This window comes from Virgibacillus sp. L01 (genome assembly GCF_052246775.1).
Taxonomy (GTDB): Bacteria; Bacillota; Bacilli; order Bacillales; family Amphibacillaceae; genus Lentibacillus.
The window spans coordinates 139474-153161 of the sequence record NZ_JBQQCP010000006.1 but is presented as its reverse complement, the minus strand read 5'-3'; the positions used below and the strand labels follow the sequence as shown (position 1 = coordinate 153161).

Below are 13688 nucleotides of genomic sequence, written 5' to 3'. Positions count from 1 at the left end.
CGTTATTTATCACAAAGAATAAAAATGTAAGATAATCTATGAGGAGGTAAAAAATGAACTTGGATTTCGTTGAAGATTTCAATATAAAAATTGCTACGAATGAGGATAGTAGTGAAATTATTAAAATGTTAAAACAGATAGCTCTATGGATGAAAGATAATGAAATAAATCAATGGGGGTTTCTATTAGATGGTGGTGATGATGAAGAGATTAAACAAGCCATATCCAATCAAGAAACGTATATTGTTTTGAAAGATAACGATATTGTGGCTACATTTACACTTTTATCTGAACAAAGTGAATGGGACAGGCATATTTGGGGAGATGATATTTCCTCGAAATCGCTTTACTTACATAGACTTGCAATTATTCCTACATATATGAAGAACGGAATTGGCAGAAGTGTTCTGGATTGGATACAGAACAATGAAAGTGATAAAGAATATCTTAAATTAGATTGTGTTGCGGATAATATAAAATTAAATAACTTTTATAAGAATAATAAATTTGAACTTGTTGGTTTAACAGATGGACACAGTAAATATCAAAGGCGTATATAAAAAAGGATTAATAACTCTTAAACTATCGAGTGCTTTCCTTGAACAGGAAATTGAATCCGCTTGTCAACTAAAGCTGCAGAAGAGTTGAAGAGAACAGATTTTTAACTTAAATAAATTATAGAAGTTATGAGAGGAGGACGTATAATGAATGAGAAACATTTGGAAGAGCTTATTAAGATTGAAAATACTAAACGAAAATTAATAGCTTCATTGGTAGTTGGAGTTTATTTAATAGTAATTTTTTTACTATTTTTTGGTGTTATTATGTTAGCTGAAATCTAAATTCTCCAACAAGCGAGTAACTTGCCTTGAATAAAGAATTGCACTCCTTGTTCAACTATAGCTGCAGAAGAGTTGAATAGTGTAATGTTATTATGTTACATTAAATGTCGAACAATTGTTCCTATTTCGGGTGAAAGGGTGTTGTAGAATGAATGACAGTAATACTAAGTTGGTTTTTTATGGTGCTATTAGTGTAGACGGTTATCTTGCAAGAGAAGACCATTCGTTGGATTGGTTATTGGGTACAGAGGGTGAGGAAGATATAGGTTACTCGGATTTCTTTTCTACCATCGATATTGTTATAATGGGCAGAAAAACTTATGAGCAAATTATGTTTAATGTTCCTGATAATGGTTTTCCATATAAGGGTAGGGAATGTTATGTGTTTTCTCGTTCATTAACTGGTTCTGATGATAATGTTGAATACGTTAATGGTGATATTGTCAACTTTACAAAATCATTAAAAGAAAAAAGTGGGAAACGAATATGGATTGTCGGTGGTGGAGAAGTTCTTTACCCTCTTCTTCGTGAAAGGCTTGTTGATGAATTTTTTATTCAAATTGCCCCAACCATCATAGGGCGTGGTATCCCACTATTTTTACCGAGTGAGAGAGAGAATAAGTTGAAACTGTTAGGTGTAACGCATTGTAAGCAATTTGCTGAATTACACTATGAGTTAAAATAAAAAGTCAAATAGGAAATAGTCTTCAACTAACCAGCTAGTAGTAGCTCTTTTCTTAATCCATTAACGGGTGCAAGAGTTGAACAAGAAAAGTATTTACTTGATGTTTTTTATTTCTTATGAATTATCTAAATATTATGTTAAAATCAAATTATTAAGTTTTTTAACCAACTAAGCGTTTATGTTGAACTAATTCAATATTTAAGGAGGACTATTATTATGGAAGATGGTTCATTTCGCAAGGTTCTTAATTCCTATTTAGATGTTTGGAGAAATTCGTCTTTGACAGAATTGAAAGATATTATTTCCAAAGATTATAAAGCAAGAGAGATTTCAAATGGCGAATTAGTAGACTTTGGTTATGAAGAGGCGATAACTGGCTGGGAACAAGGGTTTAATTTCGCCAAACAAGAAGATAACAAATGGGATTTAAATGAAGAGGCGATAATTCCTTTACGACAAGATGAAATTATGGCAATTTTATCAGCTACACTAATAATTGATGGAAAGAAATTAGAGAATGTTAGCTTATTCTTTCAGACATTTAAAAGAAATGAAAACAATGATTGGAAATTGATAAGAAGTTACATAGAAGCCGGAGTTCCAAATGCAAATTTAAAGAAGTTACAGTTCAATTAAAGTGTGGTTTCCTTTAATAAGGAATTGCACTTCTTGTTCAACTATAGCAGCCAGGATTATTTAATAAGGTTTATAAAATTGGAGGGAGAATAATGTTTGTAAAAGTTTATCAATATCATATTGAAAATGACAAAGTGGACGAGTATTTAAGTATTCAAGAAAAAGCGTCAGAAATTTATAACAAATATTTGGATCTTAATACTATTTACCTCCAATGCAATGAGGATAGTACGAAATGGATGGAGATTTCAAAATATAAGAATGAGGAAGAGTATCAAAAAAGTATTAACTTAATTAACAAGGAGAAAGATATACAAGAACTGTTTGCAGCGTTCCAATCACTTTTAGTTAGTGAGAAAGAGATAAGTGAAGAAAACTATATAGAAATGAAAGTAATAAATAATTAGCAACTTCATCGCCTTCAAGTAAAAGGCGCGTTAGTTGAAAAGAAAATAAATTCAAGGAAAAATCTCAGTTCAATTAAAATGAACTGAGATTTTTTTAATTACAAGTATCACTGCAAATATGATGCAAATAGTTATACAAATTCAGTTACATTTTAAAATGTAATTCTGATAGGAAACGGAACCAGTTATTATTTATTCCTCTCCTTTAATTTGCAAACACACTATACACATTCGCCCGTTTGTTACGTATTATAGAATTAGATTTCATCACATTAGGAGGTGATATATTTGAGTATTGCAACAGGCACATACTTTATTTATCAAGTCCAGCCAGGTGACACATTGTACGCCATTGCTGACCGGTTTGGCAGTACGCCACAGGCAATTGCAGATGCTAATTATCTGTATCCTCCCGTAACAACGCCTGATCTGATTTTTCCTGGACAGCTGTTGGTCGTCCCATCAACTTCAACAAATGACATCTCCACATTTTACGTAGTAGCGCCTGGTGACTCGCTTACTCGAATTGCTCTACGGTTCTCAACAGCTATCGAGCTGATTGCTGGAATCAACACAGATATTCAGGATCCCGGCTTGATTTATCCTGGGCAGCCATTAATTGTCCCTGCATTTATTTACACTGTAGAACAAGGCGACACTATTTATCAATTAGAACAACGCTTTGGTATTCCACGAGCCAACATCCTTCGTGCCAACCTGGATCGGCCTGGTTTTTCACCAACTACCATTTGGCCGGGATATGCGCTGATTATCCCGCTTGATACTTCAGAAAATATTGCTGTGATGGACCCTTTACCTGGAACCGTCATTCAAAGCGGACAACGGGTTGCAGGCTGGGTGCGAGTTTTTGAAGCGACTGTCCTGCATCAAGTGCGCGATAGTAACGGTGTAATCGTTTCTGAAGAACGATCTGTAATGGCGGATCAGGGAGCACCGGCCTATGGAAGGTTTGAAAGCACTTTACCTTTTGACAGGCAGCCAACCGCAAGCACCGGGGAAGTTTGGGTATATACACGCAGCCCTAGAAATAATGAAATAGAGGACTTGGTACAGGTGAAGGTGAATTTCAATTCTGTATAAGGAAGCAGACGCATGGGGTGATCATGCGTCTTTTCTAATAGTTAGCCGATTTGCAGTTATATGGAAACTTTTTGCTTTTTAATTCGTATTGAATAAAGGAATTTAAATGAAAAATATCGAATTATATCGTTGGCAGTTTTATAAAGGAGAACCGTTATGTCCGACTTTAATGTGAATATATTTCAGCATCGGGGTAGTTCGTATCAAATAGGCTTGAATTTGGGACAGCAAATAGCTGGTACGCCTATAATACAAACCTTTGAAAATATAACCCGCGAACAGATAGATGTTACAAATATGGAAGCCATTTATTCAACATTTTCACCTCATTTATTGGATGAACTTGAAGGTTTGGCAGAAGGTGCGCAAATTCCTTGGCAAAAAGCCGCTGCACAATTCAGCGGATATGATGTTCCCAGACCATTAGCAATGGGTTGTTCGGCAATGGTGACAGATTCGTATTATGTGCGAAACTATGACTTCTCGCCTGCTCTCTATGATGGCTATTTTAGCTTAATCCAGCCTGAAGAAGGGTTTGCATCAGCAGGCTATAATCTGCAAGTACTTGGCAGGCATGATGGTGTTAATCAGCACGGTTTGGTAGTAGGTTTGCATTTTAAGAGCAACAACGGTTATACAGAGGGAACTTCTGCTTGGATTGCAATCAGGATGGTACTTGATACATGTTCTACCGTCGCAGATGCAATCGAAATGCTGCAAGAAATTCCACATGCTGCCTGTTACAATTTTTCCATGGGTGATAACAAAGGTAATGTTGCGGTTGTGGAAGCTAGTCCAGATAGTGTTATCGTGCGGAACGACGCGTCTTATTTAACATGTGTGAACCACTTTCAGGATAGATCACAACAGCACAATAATAGAGCAGTCATAACTAACTCAGAGAAACGCCATACATATATACAAAGCATAAAGAATGAACAACTGACACAGCAGGAAGCTTTTGATCATTTTCGAGATAAGAATTCTTCACTGTTTTATACGGACTATGAAGAGCTGTTCGGAACGCTTCACACGTTTGCCTATGGTTTCAAGGATTCTAGATTATTGACTGCCATTGCCCGAAGTAATCAAATAATCGATATAAATTTTGATGATTGGGTTGCTGGCGAAGCTATTCGTGACCAAAAGTTACAGGGGATTATTGAATGAAGGGCTAGGAGTGAATTTTTATGTACCCAGGACAGGAGCCGATATTCGGGAAGTTGATCATGCTGATAGTCGTACTATCTCTCATAATATTTATCTTTAATACAATCATGCGAAAAATACTTAACGTTAAACGAACCAAATTCTTTTCGCATGGTCATGTGAATAATTTACATAAAAAAGGTGATTGGATTATTGGAACACTGGCTTTTATCGCAACTGTTGTTGCAGCCTTTGCTTTTTTTGGCAATCCACATTTACCAATTAATGATTCATTGGCAGTCTTTATGGTTACGGTGGTATTTTTAGTGTTGCAAGAGGTATTTCGGGCAGTCATGGAATGGAAGTATAAAAAAGGACAAAATGATTACCTGTATACTATCTGGCAATTAACATTTATGCTGTTTGTTATCTACTTCGCATTTCAGTCTGGAGGATTTGGATTGTTTCCCGATTTGTTATGACAGTAATAACCTGGCAATTTGGATTTACTGTTTTCACGCATGTCTACGCTTCCATTTGTTTTCTAGCTGGTCCAACGGAAAGAATGTTATTACGTTTAAATGTACGCACTTGTTTACGATAATAACAGTAGGCAAGAATTTTTTCATCACTATAATTGATTACACGGATATAGCGCTCCGTTACGTTGTTCACATGATCAATATAAAAGATAACGATCTTTTCTTTCGTATCAATTGAACGCTGGATTAATCCATTCATCCTCAAACCACCTTTTAAGAACGTTTGTTCGTATTATAACACAATCTGTGAAAAGAATTCGATGATTTTACAAGTATTTCTGATTATTTTTGCTGAAATAAGTACGAGATTTTGAAGGAAAGGAGAAATTATAATGGAGAAACTTGAAAAATTAATTGATTGGGTTGAGGATATAAAAGAAAAAAACAAGAGTAGTGCTTCTTCATTATATATAATTAAAGATAACAAAGTAATATTGGAACATTATAGTGGTTATCATTCTAATTCTACTAAAGCAGCTCCAATCAATTCATCCTCGCTATTTAACGTAGCATCTGCAAGAAAAAGCTATCTTGGGTTAGCAGTGGCCTATGCTCTTTATGAAGGAAAAATCAAAAGCCTTGATGATTATGCCATTGAATATTTTGAAGAAATAGATGAACAACTACTTGGAAAAACCACATTACGGCATTTAGTAACTCATTCACACGGTTTACACGAAAAAAATGATGGTACTATTTTTAGAGAGTTTGAACCAGGTAACGGCTGGGCTTATAGAGGAATAAATGTGTTAATGATCACTTGGCTGGTAAATAGACTTTTTAACAAGCGTTTTCCAGAACTTTTAAATGAGCGAGTTTTTTTACCTTTAGGTTTAAAGAAAACAGTCTGGCAAACTACGGAGAATGAAGCGTTAGTAAAAGAAATTATTAATCCAGATGAAGATGGTTCATATAAGTTGGGCAGTTCCAATAATGGTACTGAATCAAACCTTCATACGACTGCATCAGAGTTTGTACAATGGGGAAATATTCATTTAAACAAAGGCTTTGCGAATGGGAAACAAATTATTCCAAAAGAAGTGATTGAAATTTCAACTCAAATTCAAAGCCCTATTTTCAAAGATAATAACCTTCCACAAAATGGACTGTTTTGGTATGTACAAGGTACTCCTGCCGATTACAGTGAGATAGGGGAAAGAGTCCCTAAAGGCTCTTATCAAATTTTAGGAATAACAGGACCAACTCTTTTAGTGATTCCAGAATACAATGTTGTTGTAGCTAAAATGTATAACAAGCGATATAACTATGGTGATGACAATTACCTTTACTACCTAAGAGAATTTAGTAATTTAGTGGCTGATACCTTTCGATAATAAATTGTGAAGTATATGCATTTAACTAAACACGGGCATTTGAACAAGAGTGAGGGGGATTATTGTGTCTGAAAAAAGATATCATAGGGCTTTTGGTGTATATGGTATATATGTAAAGGAAGGCAAACTATTAGTAATATATAAGAATGGCGGTCCGTACATAAACCGATATGACCTTCCTGGAGGGAGCTTAGAAGAGGGAGAATCTTTGTCCGAAGCAATGAAAAGAGAGTTCTTTGAAGAAACTGGGCTTAAAATCGATATTGAAGATAACATTGGTGTCACAGATTTCAAACTCCCTTGGCTGTGGAAAGAATTTACTGATGTCCACCATATAGCTGTTTACTACTCTGTTAAAAAGATAGGTGGATTGTTAAGTGCACCAGAACAATTTGATGGTCAAGATTCACTGGGCGCGATGTGGGTATCGGAAAAAGATGTCTCATTGGATAATGCATCACCACTTGTTTTAAAAGCTTTTGAGTGGCTAAGAACAAGGGAATTAGGCGTTGACGCTACTACTTATGAAGATTGGAAAGTCTTAAACTAACGAGTATAAGAGTTGAACTAAACTCAATTACTTCTAACAAAGGCAGTGATTTCATGTATATTTTTCCGATTTTTCTTTTCATCTCATTGGCAACTGTACTTATATTAATGATTTTTATTGCTTGTAGGATTGCTATCACGGGTAAAATTCCGAGCAGTTATTATACTCCATTGGAAGCATCATACGGGCAGGGCAAGGAATTTCATGAAGAGGTGCAGCAGGAAGAACAAGAAGATGAACAAGGCGACGATAAAAACAAAAACTATTCCTAGTTAAAAAACGGGGAGTGATTTTTAAGTGCAAAAATGGCTTGGTTCGTCAGGTGTATGCATCAATGAAAACGGTGAATTACTTATGGTATTACAAGGAAAGCCTGAAGAGGATAAAACTTGGTCTGTTCCTTCAGGCGGACTAGAAGAAAATGAATCATATGAAGAATGTTGTGTTAGGGAAATCAAAGAAGAAACAGGGTATGTTGCAGAAGTAGTTGATGAAATAAAGGTGAAAAAGGGTATTTATGAGGAAATCAATATATCTTTCGAGGTTCACTATTTCTTTGTAAAGATTGTTGGTGGGGACAGAAAAATTCAAGATCCTGATAATTTAATTTATGATATTGCTTGGAAAAACTTAGAACAATTAAAGGAGCTTAGTTTAAGTTTTCCTGAAGATAGAGACTTTTTAATCAACTGCATAAAAAGCAATTATAGTCTTCATTAATAGTTATTAGGGGGAAGTATATGACTTTAACACTAAGGGCTATGTTTACTATGATTTTTCTTTTCCTCTTAGTGGGTTGTGGAAACACCGTTGAAGAGGTATTGATAAATGATATAACTCACTTAGAGATACTTAATGAAACAGAGACGAAGAACGGTAATGTGGTATTTTATAAAACGGAATCACCTATTGAAACGTACGGAGCAAAATTGTTAAAGAAGAACGGTTCGGACTGGGAAATATTATCAGGTACTGAAATACCTGCAATAAAAGGTGCAGAGAACATTGCTTGGGGTGTGAGTTCAACTAAGGATGAAACGACTTTCTTCTACGGCCTCATTAAAAATAAAAATATCAAGAAACTAACCATCAATCGTACTGATGCTAAAATCGTTAACAGGAAGAAAGGATACAATTTGTTCTATCTGTTAACACCCAACGACATATTATCTATACAACAAAATGGTGAGGAAGGCGTTCAAATAAAGGGATTCTCTGGTGATGGAGAACTAATTTATCAAAGATTGGACTTTGACTGACGATTGCTTCCCTTTTAAGAATTTAACGGTAATTAGAGGTGCGATTGCGAAAAAAGAGCAACTAGACATGGGGAATTCGTTTATTCAATAGTGAAAAGGCTACTATTAAGCAGCCTTTTCATTGTTAAAAATTATTGTGAAGCGATATTGGGCCCAAGATTTCCTAGCAGGTTAGATAGAAAGTCTAAGATTTGTTGCGCCTGGTCTGGTGTTAAATTGTCTTCTGAAGTTAGTCTGATACATGGTAATTCTAATTGAAGTTCAAGTCCGAGGAGTACAATGGTTACTGGACAAGGGATAGAAACACATAGTAGTTCGTCACCTTGACAACATCCTTCTGGACATTCTGGCTGTTGTTGGTTGTTACCATCGTTTGAATTACTGGACAATTAAAACCCTCCTTCCTTAATAAACAATGTATGAGTGCATTTTTAAATTGGATAAGCTAAACGTCCTTGATAGACGTGAAATAAAGAAAACATCTATGTCCATTTCACTTAAGAGTGCTATTTGGAAAAAGGAAATTTAGGAGGAGAAGTACGAGGAAAGCGCAGTAATCCAATAACAGCTCCAGTTAAACTTAATAAGTTACTGAGCAGGCTAAGGTACTTTTGGAATCGAAGAACGAATCTTACAGTAGAAGAACGTAATGAAAAAGGCTAAATGTTTGTTCACCTTGTGTTACAGTTGAATTACAATATTAAGAGAAAAGCGTGCAATCCGTCAGAAGAAATAAGGGGGGTTCTTATGAGATTTAGTTTCGGGATTCTTATGGTTATAAGCCTATTGTTAACAGGGTGTGCAAACAATCAGATTGCGTCTGTTGAGGGAAAAATACACGAGGTAAACCATGAGAAAAATACGGTAGTAGTCTATGTAGGCGATACATTGACAGAAAACCAAATGGAAACGATGGATTTTGATGAAAACGAAAAAAACATTGAAGCGTTTCTGGCTCAAGCAGGGAACGATACAGTCGTAAACGGTGAAGCAGATTCGTTTAATGATTTAAAAATGGAGCAAAAGGTATCCATTGAAATTAAAAGGAATTATGAAGAAGAACTGGTTACGATTGGAACTCTTTTTGAAAACCATGAAAAACTGCCCACCTATGATACAAAAAAGGTAACCGTTGTTCCTTATTCAAAAGAAGAAATTGTTGCGGAAATGACAGTGGACAAAGGAAAATATGGGCTTTATATTTACAATCCGATAACAAATGAAAAAGGTGGATACGATGCTTATCCAGTTTCGAATGGGAATTTTCAATTTCAAAAAGTGACGATGACACATGCTGCTAATAGGGTTAAAAATACGAAAGAGCTGTTAGGCTTATATGACGATTCTCCAACGTATATCATTACAGATGATAAGGGGATTATCTTTAAATCGAATAAAGAAAAAGAACTAGATGCGTTTGTTGAAAAATTAAGAGAAAAAGAAACGAACTAATCGTTAAAGTCAGAAAATCGCGGCGGCATTTTACTCGATCTTTTTATTTTGTTAACTGTTTCAGAAAATTGGAATTTCGGAAACGAAAAGCTTAGAATATTTCAAGGTTGATCTTGTTCTATTAATTAATAGTAACGTTACGGAGGATTAACAGTTTAATTTTTAGAAGATAAATCTAACAACTAAATTTGATAGGAGTATAACTTAAAATGAACTATATTGAAGATATGAGAAAGCTTATTGGTCATGAAACACTATTTACAGTTGGGTGTGGGGTAATTGTTGAAGAGGATAAATGTATACTATTACAGCATCGAACTGATGAAGATAATTGGTGTATCCCTGGTGGAGTAATGGAAATTGGAGAATCATTTGAAGAAACAGCTAAAAGAGAAACCTTTGAGGAAACGGGATTGGAAGTCAATGAACTAGAGTTATTTGGGATTTATTCAGGGGAAAGTTGTTTTGTTCAATATCCAAACGAAGATAAGGTGTATAGTGTTCAGGTTATTTTTAAGGCACGAGAATTTATTGGTGAACTAAAACAAAAAGGAATAGAAAGTAAAGAACATAGATTATTTCGAAAAGAAGATTTACCTGAAAACCTAAACCCTCGTCAAAAACAGTTTATACTTCAATGGGCAGAAGAACGAATCTTACCGATAATAAGTTAATTTAACTAAAGGAGTCAAAACTTTTAGAGAGGGAGCTAATTCCTATCGCTATTAACTGCCATCGCTTAAGGTTTCAGTAGGCACCAGCCTGATAAATACAGAAATGCTTCCGAGTAAGATTTTTGAAGAAGAATTAATGTTTCTCTGGAAGGAAGGAAAAAAGAATGAAAAAAGTTATTATTAGTATTGTAACCGTACTTATTTTGACAATAGGAGTTTATGTTTCTTTAGATGTTAACAAAAAGAATAATTCATTCGCTACACCAAAAGAGGCTTTGAATAATATGGAAGAACCAAACTTTGAGATTTTGGAAGTTATAGATACTAAATTCTCTGAAGACAAGAATGTATCATATGTCTTCTTCTATTCTGAAGTGGATAAACCAAAGAACTACTTAACGGCAGCAATTATAACTAAAAATAAATATGGTTGGAAGTTTGCTGAAATGGTCGGTGTTGGAGATATTGCTGTAGGAAATGCTGGAAATTCAACAGGCCATGATGGTTACCGAATTGGGTTTGCTGCATCCGAAGTTGCTAAAGTACAACTGGGTATTCATAATGCTGATATTATCCCTTTGGAAGATAAAAAAATGAAAGCATGGTTGTTACATGGATTAAGTTCGGATGAATTTGAAAAGAATGAATTACAATTTCTTAATGAAGAAGGAAAGAGATTGAAAAGTTATTGACCAAAGGATGCTTCCCTTCAATAAGGAGACGCATTCTGCTCACCTATAGAAGCAATAATGATATTCCAGGAATTAAACAAGACGATAATATTTTGATTTGCTAACAAAAACATTATTTTTGGAATATTATGTTACTATTAGGGATAGAGATATTGAACTAACTACTTATAAGGGGGAGGGCGCTATGAAAAGAATTGTATTGTTTTTCATATTGTTCATCATAACGCTTACCTCGTCTGTTCAAGCACTAAGTTGGGCGTATTCATTTGTTGTTTGGAATGGAAATGTCTATGAAGTCAAAGAAGAAAAAGTATTAGAAGATGAAGTTGGGAAGATCATTGGGAAAGTAAAGACAAAACCTAATGATATGACTGGGAATTACTATGGCAATGCCTCAAATGTTTATCCCAAAGGAACAAAGTATTTTGAAATAAACAGTATACCAACTGAAACTGCAATTGCTGTTGAAGTAGAAGAGAATAAATGGCAAAAAGCTGACTATGCTAGAGAAGCACCTTTTCATTGGATGAATTTAGTCACAAAAATCCTGCCTTTTTTAATTATAATACCAATTGTCATAGTCATTTTAGTACGCTTTCGAAAACAAAGAATTAGCTAATTTGTTGTGAAGATGCCGGAGATATTCAATCATATCTCCGGCTTTTATTTTATACAAATCGCCTGTGCATCCTATTCCTATCATACGATAGCACAACCTGCTTTTCCTCGACATAGGTTTCCATATGCACATCACGACGACTGGAACAACACACAAGGTGACTGGCGGCGTTATTCGAGCTTATACTATTCATTCATTTCTCGTCTTTTGTATACTGTTACTACAAGTATACCTGCAACAACTGCCCACATCGTAATGACAGCTAATTGTGACCATACATCTGCTATTCCTCCTGCCATTTCCACTTCACTTGCTAAAGATACCAATTGGATATTCGGGAGATACTCGATAAAGGTTAGTACAGGATATTTGTCTATATACCCTTGCAAAAATGTCCCAAATCCAAAAATGAAAAGAAATGGCATCATTAGAACCGATGCTTCCATTACCGATTTTGATACAAGTCCAAGTAATGTTCCTAGAGCGATATAAAATATAATGGATATAATTATGGCTATCGAGATTATATAGATATTAGCAGGTTGATAACCAGAAATTGTCACACCAAGAAGGATAGCCACCACAGTAAAAAGGAAGCTTAACAGACTTTTTCCACTGAGGATTTCCATCGTGCTTGCTGGTGACAACATAAGACCACGGAGCGTGTTCTTCTCCTTTTCCTCTGCAATGATGGCGCATTGAAGGAATGCTGTAATTATTATAAATGCCAGATTGATTGCTATATAGTGTGCCTCAGCAGGCGGATTATCTTCCCTTCCAGCAATGAAAGAAAACACTAGCGGTACCGGTAACATGGTTGATACATACAAGTTTTTCAATATGTCCTTAACATCCTTTTGAAAAATTGCATACACACGTTTGATTGAGAATGTCATACTAGCTCCCTCCCTGTTATTTCCACAAAAATATCTCCTAGTGTTGGTTCGTTTGAATAAATAGCTCTTACCTCACTATTAGACATGTACGTATACATCTCTTGTGCACTTGAAGGACCTGTCTGTAAAATTACGCTTCTTCCATCAACCAATTCCACAGTCACAGTAGCATCCGAAAATTTCCGGCGTAGCGTTGCTGGTTCATCGAGCTGTTGAATCTTTCCCTTATTTAAAAAAGCAACACGATCGCATAATAAATCTGCTTCGTTCATATCATGCGTCGTTAAAAAAATGGTTGTTCCTTTTTCATTCAGCTTCCTTAGGCCATGATGAATATGCTGGGAATTTGCCGGATCCAGTGCAGCTGTTGGTTCATCCAAAAATAACAGCTCTGGTTCATGTAAAAAAGTTCGAGCAAGTATAACACGCTGTAGCATTCCCTTTGATAACTTTGAGACTAATTTTTTTTGCTCTTTTTTTAAGTTCACCATATTTAGTACCTCATCAATTCGGCTTAACGGTACATCGTACAGAACACAATAGAGTTTTAAATTATCGTAAATGGATAACCGATGATATAAACCACTGTTATCGGTCAGAACACCAAATCTTTTTCGGTAAACCGCTTTGTTTAATGATGAGGTAGGTATTCCAAATACTTGTGCCACTCCATCTGTCGGAGATATTTGTCCGGTCAATATTTTAATTGTCGTCGTTTTACCCGAACCACTCGGTCCAAGTAAACCAAATATCTCGCCCTTTTTCACATCAAAACTTACATTTTCTATTGCCGTCTGATTCGAAAACATCTTTACTAAGGATTTAAGTTCGATTATATTCTCCACTATTT

General features: G+C 35.3%; 21 protein-coding genes. 17 read left to right on the top strand and 4 right to left on the bottom strand.

The window, feature by feature from the left end; all coding sequences use genetic code 11:
• The first annotated feature begins 53 nt into the window (after positions 1 to 53).
• From ACTWQM_RS12805 to ACTWQM_RS12770, 8 genes are all read left to right on the top strand, one after another.
• Positions 54 to 560 (top strand): GNAT family N-acetyltransferase, encoded by a 507-nt coding sequence (locus ACTWQM_RS12805; RefSeq protein ID WP_443258552.1) that lies wholly within the window; start codon positions 54 to 56, stop codon positions 558 to 560.
• Between the two features lie 144 nt (positions 561 to 704).
• Entirely contained in the window at positions 705 to 842 is a 138-nt protein-coding gene (locus tag ACTWQM_RS12800) for a hypothetical protein (RefSeq protein WP_443258551.1), read from the top strand.
• A 148-nt stretch (positions 843 to 990) separates the two neighbouring features.
• Positions 991 to 1527: a dihydrofolate reductase family protein gene (locus tag ACTWQM_RS12795; RefSeq protein ID WP_443258550.1), complete on the top strand. Its 537-nt coding sequence runs from the start codon at positions 991 to 993 to the stop codon at positions 1525 to 1527.
• A 216-nt stretch (positions 1528 to 1743) separates the two neighbouring features.
• Positions 1744 to 2163, top strand: a complete 420-nt coding sequence (locus tag ACTWQM_RS12790; RefSeq protein ID WP_443258549.1) for a flavoprotein — start codon at positions 1744 to 1746, stop codon at positions 2161 to 2163.
• A 92-nt stretch (positions 2164 to 2255) separates the two neighbouring features.
• On the top strand, positions 2256 to 2570 hold the full coding sequence (locus tag ACTWQM_RS12785) for a hypothetical protein (protein WP_443258548.1): 315 nt from the start codon (positions 2256 to 2258) through the stop codon (positions 2568 to 2570).
• A 288-nt stretch (positions 2571 to 2858) separates the two neighbouring features.
• Positions 2859 to 3671: a LysM peptidoglycan-binding domain-containing protein gene (locus ACTWQM_RS12780; RefSeq protein ID WP_443258547.1), complete on the top strand. Its 813-nt coding sequence runs from the start codon at positions 2859 to 2861 to the stop codon at positions 3669 to 3671.
• Positions 3672 to 3827: 156 nt separating this feature from the next.
• Positions 3828 to 4841 (top strand): C45 family autoproteolytic acyltransferase/hydolase, encoded by a 1014-nt coding sequence (locus tag ACTWQM_RS12775; protein ID WP_443258546.1) that lies wholly within the window; start codon positions 3828 to 3830, stop codon positions 4839 to 4841.
• Positions 4842 to 4861: 20 nt separating this feature from the next.
• Positions 4862 to 5302, top strand: a complete 441-nt coding sequence (locus tag ACTWQM_RS12770; protein ID WP_443258545.1) for a DUF4181 domain-containing protein — start codon at positions 4862 to 4864, stop codon at positions 5300 to 5302.
• A gap of 43 nt (positions 5303 to 5345) precedes the next feature.
• On the opposite strand, the gene ACTWQM_RS12765 is transcribed toward ACTWQM_RS12770, so the two are convergent.
• Entirely contained in the window at positions 5346 to 5561 is a 216-nt protein-coding gene (locus ACTWQM_RS12765; RefSeq protein WP_443258544.1) for a hypothetical protein, read from the bottom strand.
• 133 nt (positions 5562 to 5694) lie between these two features.
• Here ACTWQM_RS12765 and ACTWQM_RS12760 point away from each other — a divergent pair, with 133 nt between their 5' ends.
• The 5 genes from ACTWQM_RS12760 (at position 5695) to ACTWQM_RS12740 (ending at position 8505) form a co-directional block, all read left to right on the top strand.
• Positions 5695 to 6696 (top strand): serine hydrolase domain-containing protein, encoded by a 1002-nt coding sequence (locus ACTWQM_RS12760; RefSeq protein WP_443258543.1) that lies wholly within the window; start codon positions 5695 to 5697, stop codon positions 6694 to 6696.
• Positions 6697 to 6757: 61 nt separating this feature from the next.
• Positions 6758 to 7246: an NUDIX hydrolase gene (locus ACTWQM_RS12755; RefSeq protein ID WP_443258660.1), complete on the top strand. Its 489-nt coding sequence runs from the start codon at positions 6758 to 6760 to the stop codon at positions 7244 to 7246.
• 53 nt (positions 7247 to 7299) lie between these two features.
• Complete coding sequence (locus tag ACTWQM_RS12750; protein WP_443258542.1) at positions 7300 to 7518, top strand: DUF3951 domain-containing protein; 219 nt, start codon at positions 7300 to 7302, stop codon at positions 7516 to 7518.
• Positions 7519 to 7543: 25 nt separating this feature from the next.
• Positions 7544 to 7966, top strand: coding sequence for an NUDIX hydrolase (locus tag ACTWQM_RS12745; RefSeq protein WP_443258541.1), 423 nt, complete (start codon positions 7544 to 7546; stop codon positions 7964 to 7966).
• Between the two features lie 20 nt (positions 7967 to 7986).
• On the top strand, positions 7987 to 8505 hold the full coding sequence (locus ACTWQM_RS12740; protein WP_443258540.1) for a hypothetical protein: 519 nt from the start codon (positions 7987 to 7989) through the stop codon (positions 8503 to 8505).
• A 131-nt stretch (positions 8506 to 8636) separates the two neighbouring features.
• Here the strand turns inward: ACTWQM_RS12740 and ACTWQM_RS12735 are convergent, their stop codons facing one another.
• Positions 8637 to 8894: a hypothetical protein gene (locus ACTWQM_RS12735; RefSeq protein ID WP_443258539.1), complete on the bottom strand. Its 258-nt coding sequence runs from the start codon at positions 8892 to 8894 to the stop codon at positions 8637 to 8639.
• A gap of 358 nt (positions 8895 to 9252) precedes the next feature.
• Here ACTWQM_RS12735 and ACTWQM_RS12730 point away from each other — a divergent pair, with 358 nt between their 5' ends.
• From ACTWQM_RS12730 to ACTWQM_RS12715, 4 genes are all read left to right on the top strand, one after another.
• Complete coding sequence (locus ACTWQM_RS12730) at positions 9253 to 9957, top strand: hypothetical protein (protein ID WP_443258538.1); 705 nt, start codon at positions 9253 to 9255, stop codon at positions 9955 to 9957.
• Positions 9958 to 10166: 209 nt separating this feature from the next.
• The gene (locus tag ACTWQM_RS12725) at positions 10167 to 10631 is read left to right on the top strand and encodes an NUDIX hydrolase (protein ID WP_443258537.1); all 465 of its coding nucleotides are present in this window, start codon (positions 10167 to 10169) and stop codon (positions 10629 to 10631) included.
• Positions 10632 to 10795: 164 nt separating this feature from the next.
• A complete protein-coding gene (locus ACTWQM_RS12720; RefSeq protein WP_443258536.1) occupies positions 10796 to 11323 on the top strand; it encodes a hypothetical protein in 528 nt (175 codons plus the stop codon).
• Between the two features lie 184 nt (positions 11324 to 11507).
• Positions 11508 to 11942 (top strand): hypothetical protein, encoded by a 435-nt coding sequence (locus ACTWQM_RS12715; protein WP_443258535.1) that lies wholly within the window; start codon positions 11508 to 11510, stop codon positions 11940 to 11942.
• A 185-nt stretch (positions 11943 to 12127) separates the two neighbouring features.
• Here the strand turns inward: ACTWQM_RS12715 and ACTWQM_RS12710 are convergent, their stop codons facing one another.
• Positions 12128 to 12838, bottom strand: a complete 711-nt coding sequence (locus tag ACTWQM_RS12710; RefSeq protein ID WP_443258534.1) for an ABC transporter permease — start codon at positions 12836 to 12838, stop codon at positions 12128 to 12130.
• Positions 12835 to 13683 carry an ABC transporter ATP-binding protein gene (locus ACTWQM_RS12705; protein ID WP_443258533.1) on the bottom strand — a complete coding sequence of 283 codons (849 nt, stop codon included), beginning with the start codon at positions 13681 to 13683 and terminating at the stop codon, positions 12835 to 12837. The genes ACTWQM_RS12710 and ACTWQM_RS12705 overlap by 4 nt, the downstream gene beginning before the upstream one ends.
• Between the last annotated feature and the right edge of the window lie 5 nt (positions 13684 to 13688).

Excerpts from the sequence above, each read along its gene's own strand:
- ACTWQM_RS12740 (WP_443258540.1), top strand. The coding sequence starts at position 7,987 with ATGACTTTAACACTAAGGGCTATGTTTACTATGATTTTTCTTTTCCTC.
- ACTWQM_RS12785 (WP_443258548.1), top strand. The coding sequence starts at position 2,256 with ATGTTTGTAAAAGTTTATCAATATCATATTGAAAATGACAAAGTGGAC.
- ACTWQM_RS12720 (WP_443258536.1), top strand. The coding sequence starts at position 10,796 with ATGAAAAAAGTTATTATTAGTATTGTAACCGTACTTATTTTGACAATA.
- ACTWQM_RS12775 (WP_443258546.1), top strand. The coding sequence starts at position 3,828 with ATGTCCGACTTTAATGTGAATATATTTCAGCATCGGGGTAGTTCGTAT.
- ACTWQM_RS12770 (WP_443258545.1), top strand. The coding sequence starts at position 4,862 with ATGTACCCAGGACAGGAGCCGATATTCGGGAAGTTGATCATGCTGATA.
- ACTWQM_RS12805 (WP_443258552.1), top strand. The coding sequence starts at position 54 with ATGAACTTGGATTTCGTTGAAGATTTCAATATAAAAATTGCTACGAAT.
- ACTWQM_RS12750 (WP_443258542.1), top strand. The coding sequence starts at position 7,300 with ATGTATATTTTTCCGATTTTTCTTTTCATCTCATTGGCAACTGTACTT.
- ACTWQM_RS12710 (WP_443258534.1), bottom strand. The coding sequence starts at position 12,838 with ATGACATTCTCAATCAAACGTGTGTATGCAATTTTTCAAAAGGATGTT.
- ACTWQM_RS12800 (WP_443258551.1), top strand. The coding sequence starts at position 705 with ATGAATGAGAAACATTTGGAAGAGCTTATTAAGATTGAAAATACTAAA.
- ACTWQM_RS12725 (WP_443258537.1), top strand. The coding sequence starts at position 10,167 with ATGAACTATATTGAAGATATGAGAAAGCTTATTGGTCATGAAACACTA.
- ACTWQM_RS12730 (WP_443258538.1), top strand. The coding sequence starts at position 9,253 with ATGAGATTTAGTTTCGGGATTCTTATGGTTATAAGCCTATTGTTAACA.
- ACTWQM_RS12765 (WP_443258544.1), bottom strand. The coding sequence starts at position 5,561 with ATGAATGGATTAATCCAGCGTTCAATTGATACGAAAGAAAAGATCGTT.
- ACTWQM_RS12790 (WP_443258549.1), top strand. The coding sequence starts at position 1,744 with ATGGAAGATGGTTCATTTCGCAAGGTTCTTAATTCCTATTTAGATGTT.
- ACTWQM_RS12760 (WP_443258543.1), top strand. The coding sequence starts at position 5,695 with ATGGAGAAACTTGAAAAATTAATTGATTGGGTTGAGGATATAAAAGAA.
- ACTWQM_RS12715 (WP_443258535.1), top strand. The coding sequence starts at position 11,508 with ATGAAAAGAATTGTATTGTTTTTCATATTGTTCATCATAACGCTTACC.
- ACTWQM_RS12795 (WP_443258550.1), top strand. The coding sequence starts at position 991 with ATGAATGACAGTAATACTAAGTTGGTTTTTTATGGTGCTATTAGTGTA.